This window comes from Sutcliffiella horikoshii, assembly GCF_008180725.1.
Classification (GTDB): domain Bacteria; phylum Bacillota; class Bacilli; order Bacillales; family Bacillaceae_I; genus Sutcliffiella_A; species Sutcliffiella_A horikoshii_B.
In genome coordinates this window covers 1-24,821 of record NZ_VTEV01000015.1, presented here as the reverse complement: position 1 = coordinate 24,821, position 24,821 = coordinate 1, and the positions used below count along the sequence as shown (strand labels likewise).

46 protein-coding genes are annotated in these 24,821 nt (G+C 42.2%); all 46 read left to right on the top strand.

The annotated features are described in order from the left end of the window. The first annotated feature begins 12 nt into the window (after nt 1-12). Nucleotides 13-408: a hypothetical protein gene (locus tag FZC76_RS21795; RefSeq protein ID WP_148990211.1), complete on the top strand. Its 396-nt coding sequence runs from the start codon at nt 13-15 to the stop codon at nt 406-408. Then, complete coding sequence (locus FZC76_RS21790) at nt 405-1,190, top strand: hypothetical protein (protein ID WP_148990210.1); 786 nt, start codon at nt 405-407, stop codon at nt 1,188-1,190. Before FZC76_RS21795 ends, FZC76_RS21790 begins: the two co-directional genes overlap by 4 nt. Then, nucleotides 1,187-1,900 carry a sigma-70 family RNA polymerase sigma factor gene (locus tag FZC76_RS21785; RefSeq protein ID WP_148990209.1) on the top strand — a complete coding sequence of 238 codons (714 nt, stop codon included), beginning with the start codon at nt 1,187-1,189 and terminating at the stop codon, nt 1,898-1,900. Before FZC76_RS21790 ends, FZC76_RS21785 begins: the two co-directional genes overlap by 4 nt. Next, entirely contained in the window at nt 1,900-2,106 is a 207-nt protein-coding gene (locus FZC76_RS21780) for a hypothetical protein (protein ID WP_148990237.1), read from the top strand. The genes FZC76_RS21785 and FZC76_RS21780 overlap by 1 nt, the downstream gene beginning before the upstream one ends. Beyond that, nucleotides 2,099-2,452, top strand: a complete 354-nt coding sequence (locus FZC76_RS21775; protein WP_148990208.1) for a BC1872 family protein — start codon at nt 2,099-2,101, stop codon at nt 2,450-2,452. Before FZC76_RS21780 ends, FZC76_RS21775 begins: the two co-directional genes overlap by 8 nt. After that, complete coding sequence (locus tag FZC76_RS21770; RefSeq protein WP_148990207.1) at nt 2,430-2,933, top strand: hypothetical protein; 504 nt, start codon at nt 2,430-2,432, stop codon at nt 2,931-2,933. The genes FZC76_RS21775 and FZC76_RS21770 overlap by 23 nt, the downstream gene beginning before the upstream one ends. A gap of 114 nt (nt 2,934-3,047) precedes the next feature. After that, nucleotides 3,048-3,278 carry a hypothetical protein gene (locus FZC76_RS21765; protein WP_148990206.1) on the top strand — a complete coding sequence of 77 codons (231 nt, stop codon included), beginning with the start codon at nt 3,048-3,050 and terminating at the stop codon, nt 3,276-3,278. Between the two features lie 2 nt (nt 3,279-3,280). Then, on the top strand, nt 3,281-4,069 hold the full coding sequence (locus tag FZC76_RS21760; protein ID WP_148990205.1) for an HNH endonuclease signature motif containing protein: 789 nt from the start codon (nt 3,281-3,283) through the stop codon (nt 4,067-4,069). Next, complete coding sequence (locus FZC76_RS23315; RefSeq protein ID WP_187442183.1) at nt 4,066-4,233, top strand: hypothetical protein; 168 nt, start codon at nt 4,066-4,068, stop codon at nt 4,231-4,233. Before FZC76_RS21760 ends, FZC76_RS23315 begins: the two co-directional genes overlap by 4 nt. 34 nt (nt 4,234-4,267) lie before the next feature. Beyond that, nucleotides 4,268-4,552 (top strand): hypothetical protein, encoded by a 285-nt coding sequence (locus FZC76_RS21755; protein ID WP_148990204.1) that lies wholly within the window; start codon nt 4,268-4,270, stop codon nt 4,550-4,552. Nucleotides 4,553-4,592: 40 nt separating this feature from the next. Continuing rightward, nucleotides 4,593-4,754, top strand: coding sequence for a hypothetical protein (locus FZC76_RS23310; protein WP_187442182.1), 162 nt, complete (start codon nt 4,593-4,595; stop codon nt 4,752-4,754). Nucleotides 4,755-4,815: 61 nt separating this feature from the next. Continuing rightward, nucleotides 4,816-5,007, top strand: coding sequence for a hypothetical protein (locus FZC76_RS21750; protein WP_148990203.1), 192 nt, complete (start codon nt 4,816-4,818; stop codon nt 5,005-5,007). 45 nt (nt 5,008-5,052) lie between these two features. After that, nucleotides 5,053-5,292 carry a hypothetical protein gene (locus tag FZC76_RS21745; RefSeq protein ID WP_148990202.1) on the top strand — a complete coding sequence of 80 codons (240 nt, stop codon included), beginning with the start codon at nt 5,053-5,055 and terminating at the stop codon, nt 5,290-5,292. Continuing rightward, nucleotides 5,276-5,410, top strand: coding sequence for a hypothetical protein (locus FZC76_RS23600; protein WP_262372751.1), 135 nt, complete (start codon nt 5,276-5,278; stop codon nt 5,408-5,410). The genes FZC76_RS21745 and FZC76_RS23600 overlap by 17 nt, the downstream gene beginning before the upstream one ends. 14 nt (nt 5,411-5,424) lie before the next feature. After that, nucleotides 5,425-5,559: a hypothetical protein gene (locus tag FZC76_RS23595; protein WP_262372750.1), complete on the top strand. Its 135-nt coding sequence runs from the start codon at nt 5,425-5,427 to the stop codon at nt 5,557-5,559. Then, on the top strand, nt 5,559-5,801 hold the full coding sequence (locus tag FZC76_RS21740; protein WP_148990201.1) for a DUF7446 family protein: 243 nt from the start codon (nt 5,559-5,561) through the stop codon (nt 5,799-5,801). The genes FZC76_RS23595 and FZC76_RS21740 overlap by 1 nt, the downstream gene beginning before the upstream one ends. Nucleotides 5,802-5,816: 15 nt before the next feature. Further along, nucleotides 5,817-6,422 (top strand): hypothetical protein, encoded by a 606-nt coding sequence (locus tag FZC76_RS21735; protein WP_148990200.1) that lies wholly within the window; start codon nt 5,817-5,819, stop codon nt 6,420-6,422. 119 nt (nt 6,423-6,541) lie between these two features. After that, nucleotides 6,542-7,087, top strand: coding sequence for a spore protease YyaC (gene yyaC / locus FZC76_RS21730; protein WP_148990199.1), 546 nt, complete (start codon nt 6,542-6,544; stop codon nt 7,085-7,087). A 13-nt stretch (nt 7,088-7,100) separates the two neighbouring features. Further along, on the top strand, nt 7,101-7,259 hold the full coding sequence (locus FZC76_RS23305; protein ID WP_187442181.1) for a hypothetical protein: 159 nt from the start codon (nt 7,101-7,103) through the stop codon (nt 7,257-7,259). After that, complete coding sequence (locus tag FZC76_RS21725) at nt 7,256-7,621, top strand: IDEAL domain-containing protein (RefSeq protein ID WP_148990198.1); 366 nt, start codon at nt 7,256-7,258, stop codon at nt 7,619-7,621. Before FZC76_RS23305 ends, FZC76_RS21725 begins: the two co-directional genes overlap by 4 nt. Then, nucleotides 7,614-7,916, top strand: coding sequence for a hypothetical protein (locus FZC76_RS21720; RefSeq protein WP_148990197.1), 303 nt, complete (start codon nt 7,614-7,616; stop codon nt 7,914-7,916). The genes FZC76_RS21725 and FZC76_RS21720 overlap by 8 nt, the downstream gene beginning before the upstream one ends. Then, on the top strand, nt 7,904-8,167 hold the full coding sequence (locus FZC76_RS21715; RefSeq protein ID WP_148990196.1) for a hypothetical protein: 264 nt from the start codon (nt 7,904-7,906) through the stop codon (nt 8,165-8,167). The genes FZC76_RS21720 and FZC76_RS21715 overlap by 13 nt, the downstream gene beginning before the upstream one ends. A 103-nt stretch (nt 8,168-8,270) precedes the next feature. Beyond that, nucleotides 8,271-8,669 carry a hypothetical protein gene (locus FZC76_RS21710; RefSeq protein WP_148990195.1) on the top strand — a complete coding sequence of 133 codons (399 nt, stop codon included), beginning with the start codon at nt 8,271-8,273 and terminating at the stop codon, nt 8,667-8,669. Beyond that, a complete protein-coding gene (locus tag FZC76_RS21705) occupies nt 8,669-8,944 on the top strand; it encodes a hypothetical protein (protein ID WP_148990194.1) in 276 nt (91 codons plus the stop codon). Before FZC76_RS21710 ends, FZC76_RS21705 begins: the two co-directional genes overlap by 1 nt. Then, nucleotides 8,937-9,140, top strand: coding sequence for a hypothetical protein (locus FZC76_RS21700; RefSeq protein WP_148990193.1), 204 nt, complete (start codon nt 8,937-8,939; stop codon nt 9,138-9,140). The genes FZC76_RS21705 and FZC76_RS21700 overlap by 8 nt, the downstream gene beginning before the upstream one ends. Further along, on the top strand, nt 9,137-9,463 hold the full coding sequence (locus FZC76_RS21695) for a hypothetical protein (protein WP_148990192.1): 327 nt from the start codon (nt 9,137-9,139) through the stop codon (nt 9,461-9,463). Before FZC76_RS21700 ends, FZC76_RS21695 begins: the two co-directional genes overlap by 4 nt. Nucleotides 9,464-9,765: 302 nt before the next feature. Continuing rightward, the gene (locus tag FZC76_RS21690; RefSeq protein ID WP_148990191.1) at nt 9,766-10,125 is read left to right on the top strand and encodes a hypothetical protein; all 360 of its coding nucleotides are present in this window, start codon (nt 9,766-9,768) and stop codon (nt 10,123-10,125) included. Between the two features lie 142 nt (nt 10,126-10,267). Continuing rightward, the gene (locus tag FZC76_RS21685) at nt 10,268-10,645 is read left to right on the top strand and encodes a phBC6A51 family helix-turn-helix protein (RefSeq protein ID WP_316246632.1); all 378 of its coding nucleotides are present in this window, start codon (nt 10,268-10,270) and stop codon (nt 10,643-10,645) included. Between the two features lie 484 nt (nt 10,646-11,129). Further along, entirely contained in the window at nt 11,130-11,324 is a 195-nt protein-coding gene (locus tag FZC76_RS21680; RefSeq protein WP_148990189.1) for a hypothetical protein, read from the top strand. 43 nt (nt 11,325-11,367) lie between these two features. Next, nucleotides 11,368-11,676: a BC1881 family protein gene (locus FZC76_RS21675; RefSeq protein ID WP_148990188.1), complete on the top strand. Its 309-nt coding sequence runs from the start codon at nt 11,368-11,370 to the stop codon at nt 11,674-11,676. Nucleotides 11,677-11,691: 15 nt separating this feature from the next. Continuing rightward, nucleotides 11,692-13,467 carry a phage terminase large subunit gene (terL, locus tag FZC76_RS21670; RefSeq protein ID WP_148990187.1) on the top strand — a complete coding sequence of 592 codons (1,776 nt, stop codon included), beginning with the start codon at nt 11,692-11,694 and terminating at the stop codon, nt 13,465-13,467. Nucleotides 13,468-13,478: 11 nt separating this feature from the next. Next, nucleotides 13,479-14,963 carry a phage portal protein gene (locus tag FZC76_RS21665; protein WP_148990186.1) on the top strand — a complete coding sequence of 495 codons (1,485 nt, stop codon included), beginning with the start codon at nt 13,479-13,481 and terminating at the stop codon, nt 14,961-14,963. Further along, nucleotides 14,953-15,876: a phage minor capsid protein gene (locus FZC76_RS21660; protein WP_148990185.1), complete on the top strand. Its 924-nt coding sequence runs from the start codon at nt 14,953-14,955 to the stop codon at nt 15,874-15,876. The genes FZC76_RS21665 and FZC76_RS21660 overlap by 11 nt, the downstream gene beginning before the upstream one ends. A 78-nt stretch (nt 15,877-15,954) precedes the next feature. Next, nucleotides 15,955-16,551 carry a hypothetical protein gene (locus FZC76_RS21655; RefSeq protein WP_148990184.1) on the top strand — a complete coding sequence of 199 codons (597 nt, stop codon included), beginning with the start codon at nt 15,955-15,957 and terminating at the stop codon, nt 16,549-16,551. 26 nt (nt 16,552-16,577) lie between these two features. Next, the gene (locus FZC76_RS21650; protein ID WP_148990183.1) at nt 16,578-17,489 is read left to right on the top strand and encodes a major capsid protein; all 912 of its coding nucleotides are present in this window, start codon (nt 16,578-16,580) and stop codon (nt 17,487-17,489) included. Nucleotides 17,490-17,542: 53 nt separating this feature from the next. Beyond that, nucleotides 17,543-17,719, top strand: coding sequence for a hypothetical protein (locus FZC76_RS21645; protein ID WP_262372747.1), 177 nt, complete (start codon nt 17,543-17,545; stop codon nt 17,717-17,719). Nucleotides 17,720-17,740: 21 nt separating this feature from the next. Continuing rightward, nucleotides 17,741-18,139 carry a hypothetical protein gene (locus FZC76_RS21640; protein WP_262372746.1) on the top strand — a complete coding sequence of 133 codons (399 nt, stop codon included), beginning with the start codon at nt 17,741-17,743 and terminating at the stop codon, nt 18,137-18,139. Nucleotide 18,140: 1 nt separating this feature from the next. Then, nucleotides 18,141-18,473 carry a hypothetical protein gene (locus FZC76_RS21635; RefSeq protein WP_148990182.1) on the top strand — a complete coding sequence of 111 codons (333 nt, stop codon included), beginning with the start codon at nt 18,141-18,143 and terminating at the stop codon, nt 18,471-18,473. Further along, nucleotides 18,470-18,907, top strand: a complete 438-nt coding sequence (locus FZC76_RS21630) for an HK97 gp10 family phage protein (protein ID WP_148990181.1) — start codon at nt 18,470-18,472, stop codon at nt 18,905-18,907. The genes FZC76_RS21635 and FZC76_RS21630 overlap by 4 nt, the downstream gene beginning before the upstream one ends. Continuing rightward, nucleotides 18,904-19,311 carry a minor capsid protein gene (locus FZC76_RS21625; protein ID WP_148990180.1) on the top strand — a complete coding sequence of 136 codons (408 nt, stop codon included), beginning with the start codon at nt 18,904-18,906 and terminating at the stop codon, nt 19,309-19,311. Before FZC76_RS21630 ends, FZC76_RS21625 begins: the two co-directional genes overlap by 4 nt. A 3-nt stretch (nt 19,312-19,314) precedes the next feature. Next, nucleotides 19,315-19,845, top strand: a complete 531-nt coding sequence (locus FZC76_RS21620; RefSeq protein ID WP_148990179.1) for a hypothetical protein — start codon at nt 19,315-19,317, stop codon at nt 19,843-19,845. Nucleotides 19,846-19,881: 36 nt separating this feature from the next. Next, nucleotides 19,882-20,256, top strand: coding sequence for a hypothetical protein (locus FZC76_RS21615; protein WP_148990178.1), 375 nt, complete (start codon nt 19,882-19,884; stop codon nt 20,254-20,256). A 32-nt stretch (nt 20,257-20,288) separates the two neighbouring features. Continuing rightward, entirely contained in the window at nt 20,289-20,603 is a 315-nt protein-coding gene (locus FZC76_RS21610) for a hypothetical protein (protein WP_148990177.1), read from the top strand. Between the two features lie 15 nt (nt 20,604-20,618). Next, nucleotides 20,619-23,405, top strand: a complete 2,787-nt coding sequence (locus tag FZC76_RS21605) for a phage tail tape measure protein (protein ID WP_148990176.1) — start codon at nt 20,619-20,621, stop codon at nt 23,403-23,405. Next, nucleotides 23,402-24,235: a phage tail family protein gene (locus tag FZC76_RS21600; protein ID WP_148990175.1), complete on the top strand. Its 834-nt coding sequence runs from the start codon at nt 23,402-23,404 to the stop codon at nt 24,233-24,235. The genes FZC76_RS21605 and FZC76_RS21600 overlap by 4 nt, the downstream gene beginning before the upstream one ends. A 13-nt stretch (nt 24,236-24,248) precedes the next feature. After that, nucleotides 24,249-24,821: hypothetical protein (locus FZC76_RS21595; protein WP_148990174.1), on the top strand; the 573-nt coding region annotated here is incomplete at its 3' end.

Below are 24,821 nucleotides of genomic sequence, written 5' to 3'. Positions count from 1 at the left end.
AAAGGGGGAGAAATGATGGTGAAGAAGCAGAAAACGAAAGGGTACAATCGCCGTCAACTAGACAAGCAACTTGATAAAAGCAAACGCAACTTAACAAAGGCCGTGAAAAAGCAAGAAATGATTCAAAGAAAGGGTGTGCAGAAGAAAGTGAGTTCAGAAACTACTTCCCAGTTAACGCAAATGGGAGAAGAGCTTAGGGAGTCTATGGAGATATCCGATCAGTATAAAAGGATGTGGAAGGCGGAGAGGTTAACGGTGATGAGTCAGCATAAGCAAATGGAAGCTTTAGAAGAGAGAGCCGGCAAAAGGTATCGTGAAGGATTGTATCTTGGATTTGTCGGATCTGCAGCAGTGGTTTGTATCATTTATGTACTTTCCATTTTGTTAACTGGAGGGTTTTCCGTATGATACCTAAACAACTGTTGATCGGCGGGGTTCCTTATAAAGTGACTAAGGAAAGCAACATGAAGAATGAAAGGGGTCAGGACCTGGTAGGACACATTTCTTATCTGGATCAAACGATTAAGGTAGACACGGATGTTACCGGAAAAGAAGCCGAAGCAAAAGTAATCTTGCATGAAGTGGTACATGGCCTTCTTTGGGAATTTGGGCTGTGTCGGTATGACAAAGAACCACTTGTGCAAGGTCTGACGCAAGCGATTTGGGATTTCTTAAGAAACAATGACATAGAGTTTCTTCGCGCTAACAACAAGCCTGAACTTTTCAATGGTGGTTTTTTAGATGAAGCACGCTCAAATTTCACAAAAACGATTGAAGTAAAAGTAGAAGACTTAGTTGCTCTACACAAGGCGGAAAAATTAAAAGAAGAACAAAAACCAAGCAAGTTCTTGCCGTTAACTGGAGGCTCTTCCAATAGCTTTCCCCTAGCGGAAGTAGCAAAGGTTACGAAAAAAGAAAAGCCGCAAGAAGAGGTCAATGAACCCGAAGAAGATACCTCCCATTGGGAAACAGGTGTAAAAGTGAAAGACGGGGTGGATTGCTATCGTACCTGGTATCAATGCCCTAACTGCGGCGGAAGAGGAAAAAGATACGTTCCACAAGTACAGACCATCGTTCAGTGTAGGGAGTGCCAGGCACCTTTGAAGAAGGTTCCTGTGGATGAGAACGATCCACTGGCAAGGGATGACTTCGGAAATTACTATACGGCTCGGGAGGTTGTGGAAACATGACCTCAACCGTACAAACTAAAATGATTGATGGTTTGATGCTGCGGAAAGAAGACGCCGTTCTAAAAAATATGAAACTAGTTAGGAAGGTCTGTCATAAATACGACATGATGGCCAAGGTTAACGGGTTAGAATTTCAGGATCTTGAAAACATAGGAGTTATTGGCTTGTTAAGAGCCTATGATGCTTACGATTCAACTGGAGGAGCAAAGTTCGGAACATATGCTTACACCAAAATACTAGCACAGCTCCAGCGTTATTTTGAGGAAAATTCTAGAGGTCCACGGTTCTCGGTGAACGTGATCCAAATAGGAAAGAGCATCAAACGTTATAATCTCGAGCATTTAAGCGATGAAGAGCTCATGGAGAAGTACAACTTAGGACAAGAGAGGCTTCGAATGGTTCGAGATTACCTTAGAGGTATTGGCACTACGCTTTCCCTAGATGCGGAAAATGATGTTCAAAAACCGGGAGGCTCTAAAAGTGATATTGCTGGGTTACATGAGGCCCTCCCAGTTTATGTGGATATGACCAACATCTTTGTTGAGGAATTTATGGCAAAGTTATCTGACAAAGAAAGAAAAGTGGTCATAGCCAGTTTAAATGGCAGAACGAATAAAGAGATTGCCAACACCATGGGTGTTACCGATGCGTGTGTCCGCTTTTGGAAGAAGCAGCTACGGATCAAACTGACCAATTACATGGTGAGTTAATGAAAGCAAGTGAAGCTCTGCTCCGGGCCATCGCATCCAATGGAAACGAGATACCAGCTGTGCAACTAGATGTATGGTTCGGAGAATTAGAGAAAGCTAGACTTGTAACTCGTGTCATCAAGGATGATAAAAACGTATTTTACTGGAAATTGACGGATGCTGCCATTGCCTTTTTAAAAAAGAAGGGAGTCGAGATGAATGAGTAATGTGACATTGCGTATTAAGCCTCAAAGTAAGTTGATTGCAGAGAAAGTGATGGGTTGGGAGTTAGATCAGTACGGGTTTTGGGTAGCGGAGCCATTCGACTTGGATGCGGAGACAGAATTCAACCCAACAGAATCGCTGGAAGATGCTCGCCTGGTAATGGACAAGCTTCGGGAAGAAGGGGAAATCGAACTGTATGCCAACAAGAAAGGCTATACCTTTTCCTTTAAGCGCTACGGAGACGATTTTGCTACTGCGACACTCCATGACAGTCCGATGATGGCGATTTGTTTGACCGCATTAAAAGTGAAGGGGGTTGAGATTAATGGTTCAGTGTTTCAAAAGTAAGCCAGGCACTCACTATGATTTGGCAGTGAAAAAGTATATTGATCTTGTTCCAAAGTGGGGAAATGTAATTGACGAGGTAGCGGAATTATTAGCTGAAAATGTAACGAAAATTGCTTTTGAACCAAAAGAATTGTGGGTTGATTCCAGTGAGATTAAATTCCTAGAAAATCGGAAGCTTTTTACTAAGGATGGTAGGTTGAAAAGCAACACAAAGAGAGCAAAGGAAATTCGAAAAGCTTATCTGGATATCGTTGAATCCCAGGGGCTTACAGAATTTAGAGAGCTGCGAATGATTAATTTTTCTTACGGTGTCATGAGAAGTAGAGGGCAAAAACTAGAAAGTTATATTTCTAGTGAAGGAGATATCTACTTTCGAGCAGATTTTGACCTAGCAAAACGTTCTGATGGTTCAGTCGAATCTATCACGGAAGTCCAGTACCAAGAAAAATACTTGAAAGAACTGAAAAAGAATGAAAAGTGATCCCGTTTTCGTGATCAAGGAAAAGAAAGGGGTCGCTACAGTCATTGAGTGGAACGGAAACACGTATCAGCTGCAGCACCCTAACCAAATAAAACGTGGTGGGAGGAAGGAGAATTGAAAAACTCTTTAGGGGATTTGAATAACCACTTATTTGCACAATTGGAGCGCTTAAGCGATGAAGACATAAAGGGTGACGAGTTAAAAGAGGAGATTGAGCGAGCGAAAGCCGTGACCACTGTTGCCAATCAAATCATCTCTAACGGCACACTCGTCTTACAAGCTCAGAAATTCCATACAGAGTATAAATCAAAAGACCTTCATAAACCTAAAATGCTGGAGGGGTAAGTGTGGGGCATAGATACACAGAGGAGCAACGGGAGTTTATCCGGTCCGTTGCTCCTGGTAGGTATAACGTCGATATCGCTGACTTGTTCAATGAAAAATACGGTACCAATGTTACAGAAAAGCAGATTAACAGTTTTAAGAAGAACCACAGTATTCAGAGCAACCTTCCAAGGAAAAGAAAGTCAGAACAAGAAAAGCTTTTCACTGAAGAACAGGCAGCGTTCATCAAGCAACATGTGAAAGGGATCTCCAATCAAAAGCTTGCTGATTTAGTGAATGAGACATTTAACCTGACCATCACGAAGAGGCAGATGAACACCTGGAAGAAAAACAACAGGCTCTCCAGTGGTTTGAAAGGGTCAGAGGGTATGGATCCTCCGAATAAAGGAACAAAAGGAGTTTACAATGTCGGGGGAAATGAGACGTCTTTCGTCAAAGGGCAGAAGGCTCATAATTACAAGCCAGTAGGGTATGAACGAATGGATGCTGAGGGTTATATCTTAATAAAAGTTCAAGATGAGGGTCCCTGGCATAAGCGTTGGAGACACAAACACAAAGTGGTATGGGAAAAGGTTCATGGTCCTATCCCTAAAGGGAAATGTCTCTTGTTCTTGGATGGAGACAAAACAAACATAACGGTAGATAACTTACTGCTAATCACCAAGAGTCAGTTGGCAAGGATGAATCAACATCACCTGATCACCAATGACGCGGAGCTTACCAAAACTGGTGTGGTGATCGCGGACATCTACAGTAAGATAGGCGAAAGAAAACGGGGGGCAAAGGAATGATAGAACTGAATGAAGAACAGCAGCAGGGTTTAATTGCCGGGATTGAAGAAGGACTAAATCGTATCGGTCTCCAGCTTACAACAAGGGAGCAGCTGATCTTGGATGTGGCCGTTAAAACGACGTTAAAGTCGTTACCTAAGATAGTCGTAGCTCAAAATGACTAACGTACTACCGATCCAATAGGAAGGAAGGTAAGTTATGGCTAAATATAGAAAGAAGCCGATCGTGGTAGAAGCTGAAGTGTATGTAGAAGGGATGGAGGACTATTTCAAATACCACATTCCGATGTTTGGCTTTTTCACAAAGGACGAATGTCTGAGCGCAGGATTCACACCCGATTTTGAGAAAGATAAAATGCCTTTCCTCAAAACTTTGGAAGGAGAACATATCATTAGTGAAGGCGACTATATCATCACGGGTGTCAAAGGAGAAAGATATCCATGCAAACCGGATATCTTTCGAATGACATACGAAAAGGTTTGAGTAGTAGACCCATTAACTACTTAAAAATGGAGGTTGAGCTATGAGCGGAATTGTAATAGTCCATTTTGATGACGATGGAATTTTAGCTTTTACTCTTGAAGCCTTTGAAGATAGGAAAGAGAGAGGGTTGAACGGAGTAAAATACTATGAGCATTGGCTGGATAAAAATGAAGCTAAGAAAAAATACAAATGGTTAATTTAATGTCGTAGTCCGAAAATACGCGGTTGACCGAAACTATGCGGAAAGAACAGGAGGTTAAGAAATGAGTAAAAGATGGATGGTATTAGATACTGCGTCAGGAGACGAGGTTTTTCACGATTCATTAGAAAAAGCAAAAAAAGACTACAATGACGCTATTATCGACATTAAAGAAAGTAAGTATGTCGGAAAAACTACGGTGTATTTATTCGAGGTAAAGGAACAAACAGATTTAACTTTTTATCCCGAAGATTGATGCACTGTACGAGTAAACACGGTAGCAAAAGGAGAGTGGGAGATATTGAATAACATTGAAATTGCTTTGAAATATGTATGTGAAAAGCAAGTGTTCCATATGCACTTTTCATTTGATGAAGAGAACGAAATCTTTATTAACACGACAAACAATATGGATGATTCACAGCATGATTTTTCACTAACCAAAGATGACTACTTGTACTTGAGAGAACAATTCGATAAGCACTTTAACATCAGAGTAGAACAAGCTTTCAAGGAGACAAACAATGTACAAGATTGTTAGATTCCTAATCCTGCTGCCTTTTGAAATTAGTGTGTTTATCTTCATCTTTGTGATGAACATGACGCATAGCCGGAACTGGAAAGATTTTATAAAGGCGATGAAGGATGCTTATAAATGATGGGAGGCCGTTTTATGGAAATCTGTCAATCGTGTAAAGAGCATCTAGTATCGCAAAACACCTCTCCAGCTTCTTTAGGAGAAGACATGTGTCAGGCTTGTTACACAGAATGGGTCGAGACAATCTTTAAAGAAAGAAGGACAGAATAATGCCAAAACAAATTGTTGTTACAGCATTAGGAAATAAAATTGAGTACGCAACAACGAACGGCAAAGGCTTGATAACTGGAAAGCGTGAAGATATTACAGACGAAGCAATTAAGGCGGTTTTCCAACATCTTATGGAAGAACATAAACGAAATGATAAGGGTGAAGAATCTTTCGGTTACGGGTTCAAGGGACTGGGAGAAATACACTATCACCCACCTACTAAAGACCGAAACAACCTATAAAGAAAGGAGCAGCCAATGAATAGAGATCAAGCATATGAACTGGAACGGCTGTTATCAGAGCTTGAAAAGTATGACTACACCTTTATCAAGCCCAAGATTACAAGAGTAAAAGAAATTGTTCAGCCTATTATCATCAACGAGAAAGAAAAAGAGAGTAAGGACAGGTTAAAGCTCAAGTTTTCTTACAACAAGTTCACCCCCAGTACAGAAGTGCAACGTGCCATAGGTGCTTTATCGAACTCCATCGCCTTTTACGAGGAGGCTGGAAGAGATATAGCGACCATACAACGGAAGCAGCAAGACATCCTTCATGCGTTAGAATTAACAGATTTGGATGACGTAAAACTAAACGAGCTGATGAAAGAATTGCAAGAGATCCGTATTTTACGAAGGGTAGCAAAAAACTTTCAAGAAGCGCTGGAACCCCTTTATCATTACGCTACCAAGAACCGGCACATAGTCAAAGAGCTCGGCAGAATACACAATGAAATCATGTTACTACAAAAGAATATAGCGGATAAAAAGTATCATGTAAGGGAAAAAACAGCTCTTGCCGAAGCATTTGAGAATGCAGAAGAGCTAAGTAACCGAGTAGAGAAACTTACATTGGTAAAAGAGTAAAGGAGGTAATGATACATGACTACATTTGGTGTGTTTGTTCTAGGTGCCTTATTTGGATTTATCGGGAACTTAATCGGTGTATTTGGACCTAAAAAGAAGTAAATAAGGAGGCACGGGGGATGGAAAATACAAAAAGCCTTTACCTAACATTGCGTGATTTACTGAAACCACATCTTGGAAAAGAAATTATTGTAGTATGTGTCGGGACCGATCGTTCTACTGGAGATTCCCTGGGCCCGTTTGTCGGGAGTCATTTAGAAAAACGAAAACTGAAGACTATTCAAGTGTACGGCACCATTGATCAACCAGTCCATGCGGTAAACCTAGAAGAACGCATGGCAGCCATCTTCCAGTCTCACCCCGGCGCCTTTATCATCGGTATTGATTCTGCCCTTGGAAGACGCGATTGTGTAGGGGAAATCAGGGTTCGTAATAAGCCGTTGAAACCCGGTGAAGGGGTAAAGAAAGAGTTAATGGAAGTCGGGGAATGTTCCATTACTGGGATTGTGAATGTCGTCGGGTTCATGGAATATTTCGTGCTCGGTAACACCCGTCTGAGTGAAGTCATCAAGATGTCCAATGAGATAGCTAACCTGATTAAGGGTGTCGATAATTATGTTTCTAGAAAAGTAAAAACGCTGGGAGTCGCGGCTCGTATTTCGTAAAGGGAGTGTCGTTTTGGACAAGCGTAAGGGGAAGAAAAAACCGAACAAAGAGCAGCGTGACAAAGCCAGGGCCGAACGTGCAAGCATCTATGAACAAGGATTCGGCCATGGTTATTCCATGGGATATGAGCAGGCGAAAAAGGACATGAAGAAAGGAGAATCAGAGAAATGAACAAGGACACATTCGACAGTTTATCCTACTCCATGATCGCGGCAGCAGATGTTTATAAAAGAATCACAGACCGAATGCTGAAATCAGGGGATTGGGCCACGGTAAAAGGTTGCCATCCAAAATATAACGGCATCACTGGCTATATCCTTCGAATGGACCACAAAGAAAACCGGGCAGAATTGAAAGTTACCAGTAAGAAAGGGAAGCAGGCTCCAGACTACGGTATCCTTTGGGTCCACACCGAATACCTGGTGAAAGCCAACGAAGAGCCTGTTGCCAAAAAAGAGCTTATTGACATGGCACTGGATATGAAGGATGAAGACTGGTTCTTGGAGCTTGTGGGAGGGGTTACACGTGTGTAGGGAAGAGTTAGTGAAATTTATGATGGCGAACTTCATGATCAGTGTGCAAGATGCGGAGAATCTGGTGGAAGGACTGCAAAAAGGCTACTTAACTGGGAAGTGTAATTATGCCATGGTGCTTGGGGAACGGGACAGGAGAATTGAAAGTATAGAAAAGGAGTTTAAGGATTGCTTAGTCACACTTTCCGAGATTAAACACCTTACAAACGATGTTGTTTACAGTGAGGCAAAACTAGAAATTATAAGGAACCTCGCAAATAAGCATTTATTGGAGGCCCGAGTATGCGAGTCATAAAAGACGAGATTTGTAGAATACTAGCCGAGGAAGGAGAAACGTCCATCGTGCGTCTAACGTCAGAATTCGGGACCACTGAAGCACATATCCGGCACCTTCTCCAGCAATTGAACAAGGAAGGCTTTCGCACAGAGGAAGACGAGGACGAAAACGTGTATCTCGTGACATCGTTCTGGGTCCCTACAGCTGCAATCTTCGGGTCATTCGGATTCTTGTTTCTGGCAGCCTGGGTAATCAATTATGTTTCTTGACCGTGTCAGGCAAAAAGGATCTCGTGGGAATTGGATGTTACACGTGTTACGGGTTTTGGTGGCAGGGTTTGACAGAATACAAAACTGGAAGGGGAAATGAGCCATGCGAACATACAATTACAGTACGATTGAAATCATTGAACAACTGAAAATAGGGGAGGTAGCTACCCCAGACAATAAAACGTTTCATGGAGTAAAGCGGACAAATGCCGGGATCATTTGGTGGGACATAAATATCGGGAGGCCTTCAGAAGCAGAAGGAGATTCTCACATGCATCTTTCCCATGAAGTTCTGGCACTTAAATGGCACATCCAAGAGCAGAAGCTATCTCTTACAGAGGCGATGAAGGAGATCCTTGCGGGCAACTCGGTTATCGCGAGAAGGGTAAACGTGGAGGATAATGCCGTCATCACCACCAGATACAACAGAGACAGCAGTGTTATTGATATGAGGGACATTTTCGGGGCTATTTTTATACTGGAAAGGCAGGCGGCTAACTAATGCCCGTTAAATTCATTGTAGTCATTTTAGACGACAACAAATTAGCGAACCACTTAGATCATATCAGCAGAGACATAGAAAGGGAGCATTTCAAGATAAGGTACTTTTCTGTCGGACAGGCGATGGTAGGGCTACAGTTTAAAGGTAATCGTCCTACAGAAGTTATTGACCTGACAACAGTGCGTGATGACGACTATGACAAAAAGTGGCGTACCCATTGCGTCAAACCCATGATTGACCATATTGAACGAAGAAGGAGACGATTATATGAGTAAACAATTCTATATTCTAAATCTGATTTTTTGGTCACTTGGTATGGGTGTTGTTCTGACCCAGACGTATATTTATCACAAACTTGGTACAACGACACCCGTTGTTTTCATGAATGGTCTTAGTCTAGGGATGATTACGGTCTTAATTGTCGTTTACTCTATCCTGCTGTACAAGAAAGTGAAGGAGGAAGGCCAATGAAGGGTCTAACACTCGGGCCACCTGTTATGACGGAAGTGTATAGAGCCACAAACTACGTCGTGTATGATATGCAATGTTTGACTCAGCTGTTGTCTATGGAAGGACTGGAAGATGACACAAAGGCAAGCATTAATGCCACGATCCGTTATCTTGCGGAGGAACTGCAGCAGGAAAAGAGGCACGGGTGCCAGGATTCGGAAGTCGTCGTTTGTGACACGGGAGAAGTTTTTCGTGTTTCGGATGAAGAGGTTCCAGGTAAAAAAGATGAGGTTCAGGAGTCGGAAAACGAAAAATGGAGCAAATGGGAGGAAACAAGAGAATGAGGGAGCTTGTAAACTAGTATATGTAGGGTAAGAAAAACGGCGGAATTTGGACGAATTTGAAGGATTCCAGTATAGGAAACAAAAAATATATAAGTTCAAAAAATTAAGGAGGGGGTAACTACAGTAGTAATTCTCCCTAAAGAATTGAAAACAAAAATAACCCCCTTAATAATTATATATTATATATATTATATTTATATTTATATTTATATATTATATATGTTATATAAGTATTACTATATATAGATGTTTTTTAAGATTTTGAGAATGGGATTTTTTAACAATGCAATTGGGGGTTTTTTATGACCAGCGTGAGCAAGAAGGTAGTGAAGCAATGGCTGGAGTATTATCATGAATTACAAGCTGGAGAAGCTTTGGAGAATGGCTTCAGTTTTGGTGGCCCGAAACCCGAGGACGGAGTCACGAGTGGGCAGCTCAATAAGATCATGTTGGATCAGGCAATCAATGCCATGCCATTGAAACTGTACCAGGCTGCTTCGTGCCGTTTTATTAGGGACTTATCAACGAGAGACGCGCTTAGGGAATTAAACTGTAGCCGAGGGACTTACTTCAAAAGAAACCGGGACTGTATCAACTTTGTTTATGCTTATGTGAACGGGCTAGAGTTTGATTTGGAGAAACTGAAAGAAACTTATAGATAACACTGGACAAGCCTTATACTAAAATGTTAAATTTAAGGTAAGATGAAATACGTGCGTATATAGAACAAAAGGGCTTGGGGTATCTTTCCCGGGCCCTTTTCCTATTTACAGAAAGGAGTGGTGGATCATGGCATTAAAATCATTGCGTACAGAACAACTGATAGCTATTAACTACATTGCCCTACCGAAACGCGGCGGTCTAACAATGCAGCAGATTGCTGATGAATGCAAAGTATCCCGGCAGACTTTATACGAATGGATGAAGGACCCTTTATTTGAATCAGAATTGAAGAAGCAAATGATTAGGAATACACGTGAGCGCTTACCAGAAGCAATTGCCTCCATGATAGACCATGTTGTAGATGGCGGTAATGCGGCAATGATGAAGCTACTACTGCAAATGAATGACATGCTAACCGACTCCGTATCTGTAGATGATAAGCTCACCAAGGCTGGAGATGTAGATGCTATGAAGGAGCGCATAGCTAAGTACAAAGAGAAGAGTAATGTCAACCAGTAGTGTTTTACTGGCTACTTAGTAAGAAGACGTTGGAACGGATAGTTAGACTCTAGGCGACATGGTATGCAATTACACCCACTGCCACCTTCTGCTGGACACTGCCCTAGAATTTTTGGGGCGGCTACCATGCCACGATCTACTACCACGAATGCATAGACATGTATTGTATATACAGGATTGGTAGACATAATTCAGGTTATAGGGAATTCATTCGATGTATAAACGTTGATTTACCAGCGTTTCGAGAACTTCCTGATTTTATCTTTTATTCATAATTTTATTCATTGTTGATTTACCAACGTTTTGAAAGATCGTTCTCAGATTATTTCCCTCAATTCTTGCATAAAAAATGAGTGGAAATTTGGGCTTGAACACCCCCTCCCCCGGGGGGCCACCCGGACGGGCCTCTGCGACTAGGGCTCCTTCAATCCGAGCACCGAAAAAACGTTTGGACTTTCGAAACCCTAAACTGGAGGCACGAACCATGAACCTAAAAAAGGAAAGCTGCCCTTCCAAAGTGAAGAACACGAAATGCGACTGCAAGCTCATTTGCCAAGAGCTTTATGGCAAGGAAGCACGGCGCTTGAGAAAAGAAGCACACGAAGCGCCTCCAGAGACCCGGGAAAAGAAGCACAGGGAATGGCAGCTGTTTGTCGGAAAATATAGCAAGCATCTTTAGGCACCCATTGTGGTGCTTTTTTATTTGGAGGAGGAAAGAAGCTATGACAAGAAGAGTAGATGACTTGCAACGTCATTTGGAAGCTTTGACACGAGCGAATGTGGACCATGTGTATCAAGAGGAGATTCAGGCAACGGTAGCCGAGATCCAAAAGGAATTAGGGATAGGCACGGAACCTTCCCTGACGAACTACAGCACAAAAGAGCTGTGGGAAGAGGTAGTAAAGCGCCAGGGCGTGAAGCAAGTCAAGGTAAACGTGGAGCAGGAAGCAGTGCTGCATGTGTATAACGGTGAAAATAGCAAAGATTATTCGGTGCAAGGACCGGTGTTAGTAGCATTTAATCACGATTAGGAAAGGAGCTCCTTTATGGCATGGGTACAAAACCGCTGGCTGAACCGCAAAGAAAGAGCGGAACTGATCACGACAACTAAAGAAGTCATTGACGTGATGCTTCAGGCAGAAGGGGAATTGACGACCGATGAACTGGAGGAGCTCGATGAATATATACATGAACTGGAGCGCTTAGAGAGGATTCATCGTTCGGAAGTGGATTTACTGTATCTGTCGATGGAATATTTCTCCGAGCGGTTTAACCCGGGGAACACAGGGAACTGGGAAGACTTTGACATTGAATCAACGGAAGACGCTCCAGACTTTCATAAAGAGATATGTCAGCGGATGGATGAAATCTCCACCGAAGAGAAGAATGCAAAAGACGCAACCGCAGCTCCCCGGGGTCATGCAAAGAGTACGTACTTGTCAAAGGCAAATCCACTGAGGGAGATTTTATTCCGCCTAAGAAAATACTTAATTTTGATTTCAGAGACTCCTTCCGTTGCCACAGCTAACTTGGAATGGATCGCGACACAGTTGAAGCACAATAAAAAGTTGATTGCCGATTTTGGTCCTCTCTTGCATGTCAAACAACAAATGAACCCAAGAGACAACAACAACGAATTCATCACAACGGAATACCTTTCTGAAACGGAACGGAAACCATTGACGCTCGTGCAAGCCGCATCTACAGGTCAAGCCTTGCGTGGGCGCTCATGGAATGGGGCACGTCCGGACATGGTGATTTGTGATGATTTGGAAGATATTCGAACGAATGCTGCCACCAAAGAGCAGCGGGAGAAGCTGAAGAACTGGTTTACTCAAACGGTTATGCCATTAGGCGGACCGATGGGAAAACGGACTGCGTTTATCTACATGGGAACCATTGTGCATGCGGAGGCCTTGCTCAATGAGGTCATTCATAAGCGGGCGGATTTCAAGTCCCGTCTATTTAAAGCGTTGATCAAGGAACCGGATAACTTGGATTTATGGCAAGAGTGCGAGTCCATATACAAAGATTTGAATCTTTCAAAAGAAGAACGAAAAGAGAAGGCGGTCGCTTTTTACAAAGAGCACCGGGAAGAGATGGACAAAGGGACGAAAGTACTGTGGCAAGAAGCGCAGCCGATTTTCAAACTCTTCATGTGGAAATGGGATAACGGCAGCAAAGCCTTTAATACCGAGTACCAAAACACCCCGAGGGATGACGAATCGATTATATTTAATCCGGATACGTTTTCGTATTTCACCGATGCGGATCTCATCGATGCGTTTGGGAGACCGTTGCCTCTGGACTTTTACGGCTTTTGGGATATCGCACAAGGAAAAACACGACGGTCGGATTACAATGCCATTGTTACGATTGCGAGAAACCGGGTATCGGGTGCCATGTACATTATGGATGCCTGGGCAAAGAAATGTCAGGCACACATTGCCCTCGACAAAGCGATTGAGTTTATGAAACTTCGAAACTATAAAACATTCGGGGTGGAGACCATTGGGGTCGGGTTTGATATGTACCGGCAGTTGAAGTCAAAAGCCATGAAAGAAATGATTTACTCGAAAATCAAGGCGATTGCGTCCCACCAAGAGAAAAACAAAGAAAAGCGTATAGAGAACTTGGAGCCGTTGGTGGAAAACGGTTTTTTGCGTTTTAGAAAAGAACACAGGCTGTTGATTGAGCAGTTTGAGAACTTTCCAGGCGCTTCCCATGATGATTTACCGGATGCTACTGCAGGAGCGGTGGATTTGGCAGGCGGTGCGAAGCGTACCAGACGGACATACACGAAGAAACCAGTAGGATTGTAGGGGGTGAGAGGATGAGTGTTTTTAAAGTTGGCGGGTATTTTCCACCGGAGGACCACGAAGAACGAATCAAGCGGTATGTAGAAAACAAAAAACTCTTTAAGGGAGAACACTTCGAAGTGTTTCAAGATCAGCGGAAACATTTCTCGAAGAAGCAAGAGGAGCTTTTGTATTTAGCGGTGAACCTCCCGGCCATCATTTGTAAAAAGAGCGCCGATTTTTTATTTGGAGAGCCTTGCGCCTTTAATGCTGGGAATGACGATAATTCCAATGAGCAAAAAGCGTTGGAACGGATTTACTACCAGAATGACTTTAATATCTTAAACTACGAATCAGCCCTCGGTAGTGCCTACAGGGGTGATTCGTTTATCAAGTTACGGTATGGTCAACGCTGGGATGGATTAATAAAAGACAAGAATATTGATCCTTATCGTGTGTTTATAGAGTCTCAAAATGCGGAATACGTGTTTCCAGAGACGTTGCAGACGGATGCAAAGACTATTTTTTGCTACCATATCGCTTTCCCAGTGAAAGAAAAGAGGATTACCACTAGGTACTTCTTGAAAGTAGAGAGTCACTATCCTGGATTGATTGTTTACAGAGAATATGAGCTATCCCCTTTTACAACAGACGTGAAAGGCAATGTGACGCAATATAAAATCATTGCCGAGGTAAAGGACTCCATTCGGGAAGTGAAAACGGGGTTACCGTTTCCGTTGGTCGTACATATCCCGAATTACAGCTTAGATGATGAGTGGCAAGGGATAGACGATTTGAGTGAACACAAGTCACTTTTTGACGAAGTGAACATGCGCTTGAGTTTGATTGCAGAAATTCTTGACAAGCACTCTGACCCTGCCATGGCGGTCCCTACTGGGTCACTTGGGGAAGATGAACAAGGCAACCCTATTTTTCATGCGGGAAGAGATAAAATCTTTGAGTATGAAAAAGGAGACGCCGAGCCGAAGTACATTACTTGGAATGGACAACTAGACGCGGCTTTTAAAGAACTGGAGAAGCTTCTGGATATCATTTTCATTTTGACCGAGATTCCTCCTGTGGTGTTGGGCAAGGATAACAGCGGAACGAGTGGTTCTTCTGGACTTAGTATCAAGTGGCGAATGAACAGCATTCTTTCCAAAGTGAACAGGAAAAGGCAGTATTTCGAGAAAGCCCATAAACGTATCCTGTTGATTGCTCAGTTATTAGAGCATAAGAAGATGAGCCCTGATTATCAGATCATCGAAAACCCGCGTATTCTTTATAAAGACGGTCTGCCGGATGATGAAATGGAAAAAGCGAACATCGCCAACATGCGTACAGGTGGCATGCCGACCAAATCACAGAAAACCGCGATTATGGAGATGGACGGGTTAACCGAAGAACAAGCGGAAAAAGAGATTCAAAGGATTAGAGAAGAAGAACAGCAAGCTTCTTTTGTTTCTGGTTCCATATTCAACGAGGTTCCTAATCAGGAGACTGAAGTAGATGAATCTTAATATAAAAGACCCTGATTACCACTACGATGCTACAAAGATTGCGGAAGAATACCGTAAAGCAAAGATTGCCATAGCTAGGGAGCTAGCACGGGTTGATGTCACAGACTTGTCTAAAAGACAAACGAAAGCGACTTTTGCCCGCATCCTAGTAATCTTAGAAGCTCTCAATGTAGCAGCAGAAGAATGGGTTACTGAAAACATTCCTGCTGCAGTTTATCAAGGTGTGGCTAGTACCTTAGTGGTTTTAGGTGTAGCGGAAACAATCGCAGAAGCTCGTGAATTGGTAAAGTTGAACCCTATCAATAAACGAATGGTGGATGCCATAATTGCAGATACTTTTTCTGATTTGTTGACGGTGACTCAAAACATGGATAGAAAAACAAAGGCCATTTATCGCCAAGTGTTATCGGAAGCCATGCGGTCGAATTACGCGCAAGGAATCAATGGAGTAAAAACGATAAAAGCCGAGACTATCTCCTTGTTAAAGCAAAAACTGGAGGGTTCCGCAAACATTGGAATCATAGATGCTGCCGGACGAAAGTGGAGACCTGAGACCTATGTTGAAACAGTAGCTCTTGAGAAGATGAACCAGGCTTACCGAGAGGCTACTGTGAATGAAGCGGTGCAACGAGGAACACTGTACGGAATCATCTCTTCTCACAATGCTTCGGATGGTTGTAAGTTTCACGAAGGAAGAATTGTGAAACTGGTTCCTGAAGCCCCAGGTAGTTACCCTACAGTGGATGAACTGCGAGCAACCAATCAAATTTTTCATGTCCGATGTAAACATCAGGTCTTACCTATTCGTAATCCTGAAATGTTACCGCAGGCAGTCAGAGACAAGGCGGAAAGACAAGAAGCTACCGGAAGGAAAGCAATCGCTGCCGGTGGAAGAAACCCGAATATCAGTTAGGCCTAAGTTGAGAGTACTTAGGCCTTTTATTATTTACCGAGGCGTTGCTCGAAAAACACGAAAATGGAGGAATGAAAAATGACATTTAAAAAAGTGAAACAACCATTAATTTTAGACCTACAGTTTTTTGCAGAGGACCCGCCAGCTGATCCACCATCAAACGACCCGCAAGACCCTCCGGCTGATCCGCCGAAACAGGATCCACCAAAGGAGCACATGATTCCCAAGTCTCGCTTTGATGAAATTAACAACAACTATAAAACGGCAAAAGAGCAGTTGGACAAGTTGTTGGAAGAGAAGAAAGAACAAGAACGTCTTTCTGCTGAGCAACAAGGGGAGTTTGAGAAGTTGTATAAGCAAGCGAGTTCAGAACTGGAAACCTTTAAAAATCAGCATAGTACAGCCGAAACTAGAGCGAAAGCTTTAGAGGGGGTCATTACGAATATGCTGGAAGCCAAACTTACTAGCATTCCAGAAGAGTTCCATGATTTAATTCCAGATAATTTGTCGCCGGAGCAGAAACTGGACTGGATAGGTAAGGCGGAACAAAAGGGTTTTTTCGGGAAAGAGCAAGAGCAGCCGTTGGGAGGTTCAACAAACCCACCGAAAGCAACGGGGGAGTTAGAAAACCTCAATACTTTTCAGCTTTTACAAGCTGGCTATTCAACAAAATAAAAAGGGAATATTAGGAGGAATGCAAAATGGCTTTAACTTTGCCTGAAGCAGCGAAACTATCAACAGACGTATTACAAAGAGGAGTAATTGAAACATACGCACGAAACAGTGCTGTACTGGAAATGCTTCCGTTTATGGACATCCAAGGTAACTCTTACAGATACAACCAAGAACAAACACTACCTGGTGTAGGTTTCCGTTCTGTTAACGAAGCTTACGAAGAAAGCACTGGAGTAGTTAACCAATTATCCGAAGGTTTAGTAATTGCCGGAGGGGATCTTGACGTCGATCGTTTTATCGTGCAAACGCGAGGAAATGTAAACGATCAGCGCGCTATCCAAACGCAAATGAAAGTAAAAGCGTTGTCCCTAACTTGGACGGACTATTTCTTCAATGGAGACGTAGCAACTGATCCTAAAGGGTTTGACGGTCTTAAAAAGCGATTAACTGGAAATCAAGTTCTTTCTGCGGGAACTGATGGTGGGAATTTAACTATCATGATGCTTGATGAGTTAATTGACTCCGTTGAGGGTGAACCGGATGTAATTTACTGTAACAAAGCCATGCGCCGTGAAATTAAAGCGTTAATCCAAGGACACACAGGATACAGTGAAGGTGACTTTGATGCATTTGGTCGTAAAGTTATGACTTACGGAGGAATTCCTATCCGTGCGGTGGAAGAGAATTCCACTGGAACTGCTATTCTTGGTTTTGGCGAAACACAAGGAACTGCTTCTGATACTTCTTCTTTATACGCTGTGAAGTTTGGTCCTGAACAATATGTGTCTGGTCTTCAAAACGGAGGAATTGACGTAATGGATCTTGGTCAATTACAAGAAAAGCCTGCTTATCGTACTCGTGTAGAGTGGTATAACGGTATGGCAGTATTCCACCCACGTGCAGCAGCTCGTTTAAAAGGTGTTAAGAAGAAAGCATAATTTAGAAGGCGCCCATAGCGGCGCCTTTTATTTTTGAGAGAGGAATGACGATAATGTTTACGATTAAAACTCCGAATAACAAATATAGTGGTGTTACAGAAGGTGTCGCCTTTGCCGATGGTGTAGGGAAAACGGAAGATGAAAATGTGCGTAACGTACTAGTGAATGATTATGGATACGAAGACGTTACCAAAGAGGACAAAAAATCAAAGTCAGGTAAGAAAGATTGACCCTAGATAGGGGTGTTAATTATGCTTTCTATTGTTGATGCCGATGCATATATTGAGACAAATGTTATTGATATAGAGGATTGGCAAGAAGCAGATCAAGCAAAAAAACAACGTATCATTAATGCAGCAAACACCACTCTTCAAAAAAGGTTCAAAAAATATGAAATTCCTGAGCTTGCGGTCTATCATTTTGCGGCTATTCTGGCGATTGTTTTTAGTGACATAAACCGATTACAACAACACGGAGTTGCGGGTATCTCAGTTACGGGGGTTTCTTCCACAACATTTAAAGAGAACAACGTAAAAACTCCAGGCGGTACAACACTCCATAAATTTATCCCAGAAGAAGTCTACGATATGATTAGCGAACTTAATAACGTAAAACTGGCTCCACGTCGAATAGGAAGGTCGGTGAGGTAATATGCCTATTGTTCCTATGAAGCAAGAAATAACTGTAGAACGTGGCAGTACCATTAACCGAGAAGGTAAAGCAATTCCCGATATTACTTTCTCACTTAAATGCCGTGTAGATGAAGGATCCTTTTTGGTTCAGCATAAAACCACCGGCACTATTGGAAGTGAAACGGTAGTTGCTACCCTTAAAATCCTACTGGACAAGCTAGCGGATATTGACTATTCTGATGTAATCACATATCAAAACGAGTTAAATGCCACCATAAAAGGCAAACCCAAAAAGATTAACGTCAAGAGAAGTCTTAGCGGCAAGCCTGTTTTAACGGAAGTGCTTTTATGAGTTTTGAATTTGATGCATCCGAATTCTTTTTTCGTTTGGACGAGATAGAGAATCTACTACTGAAAACCGCTGAGAGAAGCATGACAGACAGTGTCGAAGACCTGGCTCGAATTGCATCTCAGATCGCTCCCATAGATACCTCTACCTTAAGAAAATCGGTTAAAACGAAAGTCACCTGGAAATCTGGAAAGCTTCAGGGTGAAGTTTGGTTTTATGCGGTAGAGCGTTCTCCTAAATACGGCAGATTTAACTATGCACTATGGACACACGAATACATGGGGGATAGTCAACTAGGACCTTTGTCTTCCGGAGCAGGTGGTACAGATGGCTACACTGTAGGGAGTAAATATCTAGAACGACCTTTAAAAGGGGAGTCCAGTAAGTATTTAGTGGAGTGGATGGCTAAGGAATTGAGGAAGGTGTTGGGGTCATGAGGATAAAGGATTTAGTTGACTTCATCGAATCACTTTATTCATTCCCTTATTTTTATAACAAATTTCCGCGAGAGCACGCGCCTGATGAGTGTGCGGCTGTCCGGTTAACTGGGGGATTCCCAGTAGAACAGTGGCTAGGTAAACGTCAACCTTCCTTTCAAATCCTAGTTAGGGGTCTGAAAGATGTAGATGATCCTGACAGTATAACAAAATGTGAGGAGAAAGCTTTCAGCATCCACTCATTATTAACCAATAGAAGAGATTTTAAAATAGGTACAGAATCTGTGGTAGTCATTAGAGCCATGAATTCTGTGCCTATTTATATTGGAGATGACGATGCTGGGCGGCCCATTTACAGTATGAATTTTGACGTGGTTATCAGACCCAATTTAAAGGAGGAATAAAGGATGAGCCAAGAAACATTAAAAGTACCAATCGGTCCTGCTACAGTGGAATATGGGTCTACCATCTTTGATATTACAAAAGGTGGAGTGGAATTCGAAGTTACCACAAATACAAAGGACATTACAGTAGATCAATATGGCGACGCTCCAATTGATACGGTTCTTAAAGGACGTATTTGTAATGTAATGGTTCCATTTGCCCTGCATGATTTAGCAAAGCTAGCAGATGCAATTCCAAACAGTAAATATACGACAGACGGAACGAAAAGCAAGTTAGAAGTTTACGGGGATGCTGGATTCCGTTTACTAAAAACTGCAAAACCATTAATAATTAAGCCTACTGATCCTGATGCAACGGCAGACGACTGGATTACGGTTCCACTTGCGGCAGCATTAGGAGATCCTAAATACACATTTAACAGTGACAACGAGCGTGTGGCACAACTACGTTTTGTTGGGTATCCTGACACAACAAACAAAGGACTGTTATATGTATTAGGAGATGAAACAGTAGTGGAAGGCGGCGCGGGTTAATTCCGCGTCTATTCTTTTTTAGGTGGGTGAAAACAAATGATGGAATCAATTAAAGATTATTTTAATACACCAGACTCTGTTCTTTTAGGTAGCAAGCGGGCAAAGGTGAAAAAAGTAACTCCTGAAGTTTTTTTAGAGTTAATGAAGACTATTGAAACGTTACCAGGTTTAATCTTGAGAGTAGCGGTGACACCAAAGGAACACATGATGGAGACTGCTATCATAGCTGGGGAAATTGCCATGGATGATTTGTTGGCCATAACTTCCGTATTGTCAGGAATTGATCAGGATTACTTAAGAAAAGAAGCCGGTTTATCCGAATTGGTGGACTACCTGACAAAAACTTATAAGAAAAATGATTTCTTCACCATGATAAAAAACGTGAAAAGCCTTCTTCCGAAACAACAGTAACAAAAAATGAGGAAGAGGGCTTACTTTATACATTGGAAGATTGGCTTAAAGATGCGGCCATTTCATTGAACGTCACGCAAAAAGTACTGGAAACCCAGTATTACATGATAGACCTACCGGATCTCCTAGAGAAAAAACGAGTGGAGCAATCCCGACTGAAATTATTAGACCTTCATAATTTAATCGCCTCAAATAACCGAGCATACGAATCGGAAGACTACATCAACCACGTAAATTCCCTGTTAAAAGTAGCAGGTTTTGATGATAGAAACACAACAAAGTTTAACCGTGAAAAAATGGATCGTCTTCACTTTATAACAAAACGTGGAGCGAACCGAACGAATTAGGAAGGAGGTGCGCTCATGGCAACTGAAGCAAATGCTGGCTCCGTCAAGGCAAAGCTAATACTGGAATCAGAAGCATTTAAAAGAGCTATGCAAGAAGCACGAAATGAAATGAGAAGTACGCAAGGAGAGGCCCGAAGTACATCAAGGGATATTGAAACCATAAATACGGCTGCTTTTGCTGTCGGAACGGCTGTAGCTGCAGGTATTGGTGCCTCTGTAGCAGTAGCTGCGAACTTTGAAGAAGCGATGTCTAGAGTTAAAGCTATTTCCGGTGCGACAGAAAGTGAATTTGAGCTACTGAAAAATAAAGCGGCCGAAATGGGAGCTGCAACACAATTTTCTGCAACCCAAGCAGCTTCTGCACTAGAGTACTTAAGTATGGCCGGTTTTGATGTTAACGAACAGATTGGCGCACTTCCTTCTGTGTTAAGTTTAGCAGCTTCTGCAAAGATAGACTTAGGACGTAGTGCTGATATTGTATCCAATATCATGACTGGTTTTGGTATTTCAGCTGATGACACGGGGCATGCAGTAGACGTTCTAGTTAAGACAATGACTACAGCAAATACTGATTTGCCTCAACTTGGAGACGCAATGAAATACGTAGCTCCTGTAGCTGCATCTTTAGGTTTATCCATAGAAGAGACTGCCACTGCCGTTGCCAAAATGTCAGATGCGGGTATCCAAGGTTCTCAGGCTGGTACTTCTTTACGAGCTACGTTATTAGCGCTGGCTAACCCAACAGGACAAACGGCAGATGCTATAGAAGATTTGAATATCAAAATCAATGATGCTAATGGTGAAATGAAACCTTTACCAGAACTTATTGGTCATATATCTGATCGTATGGATGGAATGACAGACGCCCAGAAAACACAAACGGCGGCTCAATTGGTCGGTACGGAAGCAGCCAGTGGTTTCCTTGCCTTGTTAAAAGTAGGGGAGGACGGGTTACGAGAATATTCTACGGAACTTGAAAACGCTGGAGGTACGGCTGATCAAGTAGCAAAAACACAAATGGAGAATCTAAAAGGTTCTTTTGTAGAATTCCAGTCGGCTTTAGAAGGACTAGGAATTAAAATCGGCGATGAATTTCTTCCGCAGTTTAAAGAAATTGTTGAAGTGGGAACGGATATTGTCCGAAAGTTTACTGACATGGACACAGGTGCCTATGTTACTGGATTGACCATGGCAGGGACTGCCGCATCCATCGGAATCTTAATTACTACCTTTATGAGACTTAGTGGAGTAATTGTTGGTTTAATGGCTTCAATGGGCCCAGCTGGTTGGATCATCGCTGGGGTATCTATTCTTGGTGGTCTTTTAGTAGGATTGAAAATGGGATATGACGAAGTAAACGAGGTCAGTTTAGATAACATCAATGCAATGTCTGAACAACACGGGCATTTGGAAAATCTTATTAATGAATATGACAATCTCGAAAGACGTTCAAGACTAACAACTGATGAATTAGCGAGATTCGTAGACATTAATGCAGATATTGCAAGAACTTCGGACCCGACTACCATAGCTGCTTTAAGAGAAGAACAAGAAAAACTTGCAAAAAACTCTGGGTTGTCTAATGAAGAGCTGAACAGAATGGTCGAATTAAACAATAGCATTGTAGAGATTGTTCCTGATGCGAATTACCACCTAACTGATCAGGGGAACATCCTTTTAGACAATACAGATGCCGCTAAAGCGTATAATGACGAGCAGCTTAAAAGAATCCAGTTAGAACTTGAAGCTGAACGAGCAAAAGCAGAAGCTAACTTGGCAGAAAACCTTGGTAAAGAGGAAAAGTTACTCCAAGAACAAAATGAAGCTCGTCAAGTTGCTATTGGTCTTGATAAAGAAATGGGAGATCAAAAGAAGATAATAGGCGAGATGCAAAGAGACTTGGATGACAAACGCCACGAAATGAGCGGGCTTGAAATACAAGCCGCTGAAGATAAGATTTGGCTGGAGGAAAGAGAGCTTGGAAAATTACAAGATAAGTATGCCCAACAAATGGATATCGTGCTTAAGAAAGAAGATGAATTGACCAAAGTTAGGGAAGAGATTCAACTCCTTGATGATATTGTCCATAAAATGGTGGACGTCGAATTGAAACAGGTAGGTATTACAGCCAAGAAAGGTGAGAGTATCAAGGCCATTGATACTGAAATATCAAAACTCCAATCACAAAAGAGAGAACTGGAGCGTAATACTAGTGAGGCCATGAAACAGACGGACGAATACAGAAATGGTCAAAGTCAGATTGATGGGCAAATCAGTAAACTTCAAGGGGTTAAAAACAAAGTTTACGACATTTTAGGTACAGCCAGGAACTTAAACTACGAACTTGGTAAAAACATAAGTAAAAATGTATACATCACCCAGTACTCAAATACTGGAGCATATATGCAGTACCATACAGGTGGTGTCGTAGGGAAAAAACCACAAGGGAACTCCTTACCTAAAATGCACGAAGGAGGATCTGTATCTTCTCTAATGAAGGACAGGCCCATGCACAATGAAATAGACATTCGTGCCCTAAGAAACGAAATGATCTTAACAGAAGGCATGCAAGCAAACCTAATGGAACTTCTGGAGACTGGGAGAATTGGTTTTGATAAACAAGGATCCGTCCAAGATTTGCAACCTTTAGTGGACGCGATAACAAAGCTTGCTGGTCGTCCGGTTATTGTGGAGTTAGATGGGGAAGCCGTTGGTTCAGCTACCTTTGATGTTAGCATGCGTTTTGAGGAAGATTTGACTACCACACAACTATTAGTGAACGGGGTGAAAGAGCGGTCATGATTGTAAAAACTTTAGACAATTTTAAAATTGTTACCAGAAATGATGATGCTTATGACATGGCCGACGACCTTTCCACTTTGGTTAGAAGTCTTAATATTTCACCTCCTCCTCCTAACTTTTATAGAGAAAAGATGCCAGGTCGAAATGGGTCGGTACGTGTGGGCATGGATTACGACGAACGGGTATTAACGGCTGTATGTACTCTGTTTGGCGAGGATTACCTGGATTTCCTTTTAAGAAGGAATAGGCTCATCAATGTGCTCACATCTGGTGAGCCTTTTTATATTGTAACGGATGCGGAACCGGGGAAGAGATGGGACGTGGAAGTAGCTAACGATTGGACACCAAATAAGATTGGTGCAAGTGGTGATTTTACTATCCAGTTTGTCTCTGCTTCTTCTTATTGTGAGGCTGTAGGAAAAACAACCGACCCCTTAACCTTCGATTCTGGGTTGTGGCAGTTCGGGCAAGGGTTAATATCAGAGGATGTTTCTTATGTACACACTACTAACCGCTTTGATATTTATAACGCTGGTCTTGAAATAGATCCACGAGAAGTTTACCTGAAAATAATATATACAGGTGCCTCCAGTAATTTAAAGCTGAAAAACCATACCACTGGAGAAGAGTGGACATATACCGGCACATCAAATACCAGTGATGTTATAGAAATTGACCGAATAAGACCGGTTAAGAACGGATTAACCATTGTCAGAAACACGAATAAAATGCCCATCTCATTAGCGCCTGGATGGAATGATATAGAAGTTATCGGTACAAGCGGATCATTCGAAATTACATTCGATTTCCGCTTTATTTATTTTGCATAAGGAGGTCATTTAGGTGAGTAAATTCCCGAAAATAGAGACAACACGAATTGACGAAAACTGGAGGCTTTCTTATAACCAAGGGGTCGAAGCAGTAGAACAGTCGTTATCAAAATCTGAAGGAGACGCAGCTAGTGCCCTCCAAAAAGCAACAAGTGCAGAAACAAAAGCAGACGAAGCAAAAGGTATTGCAGAAGTTGTGAGCGAGGAATTTAATCGAATCATTGCAGAAGAAGGAGAGATCAATCCAGAGGTCGTTCAAGCTCGTGGGGAGTTTGTGAATTTGAACGAAAGATTGAACTCTCAATCCGTACAGTTGGCAGAAAAAGCTCAACAAACAGAAGTAGATAACTTGAATGTTAGAATGGAAGATGTAATACAGTCGGCTGACCTAGACCCCAATAAAGATCAAGAGGTCGTGGATGCTCGTGACGGGCAAGCAACTTTAGGTAGCAATATAAGAAATGTTAAAGATGAGTTATCTATCATTAAAAGGGCGAATGTTTACTATAAAAACCTTGTTGACAACGGTGACTTTACAGAGGGTACGACAAATTGGAGTGGTGGAGTTTCTACAATTAGTGTGGCT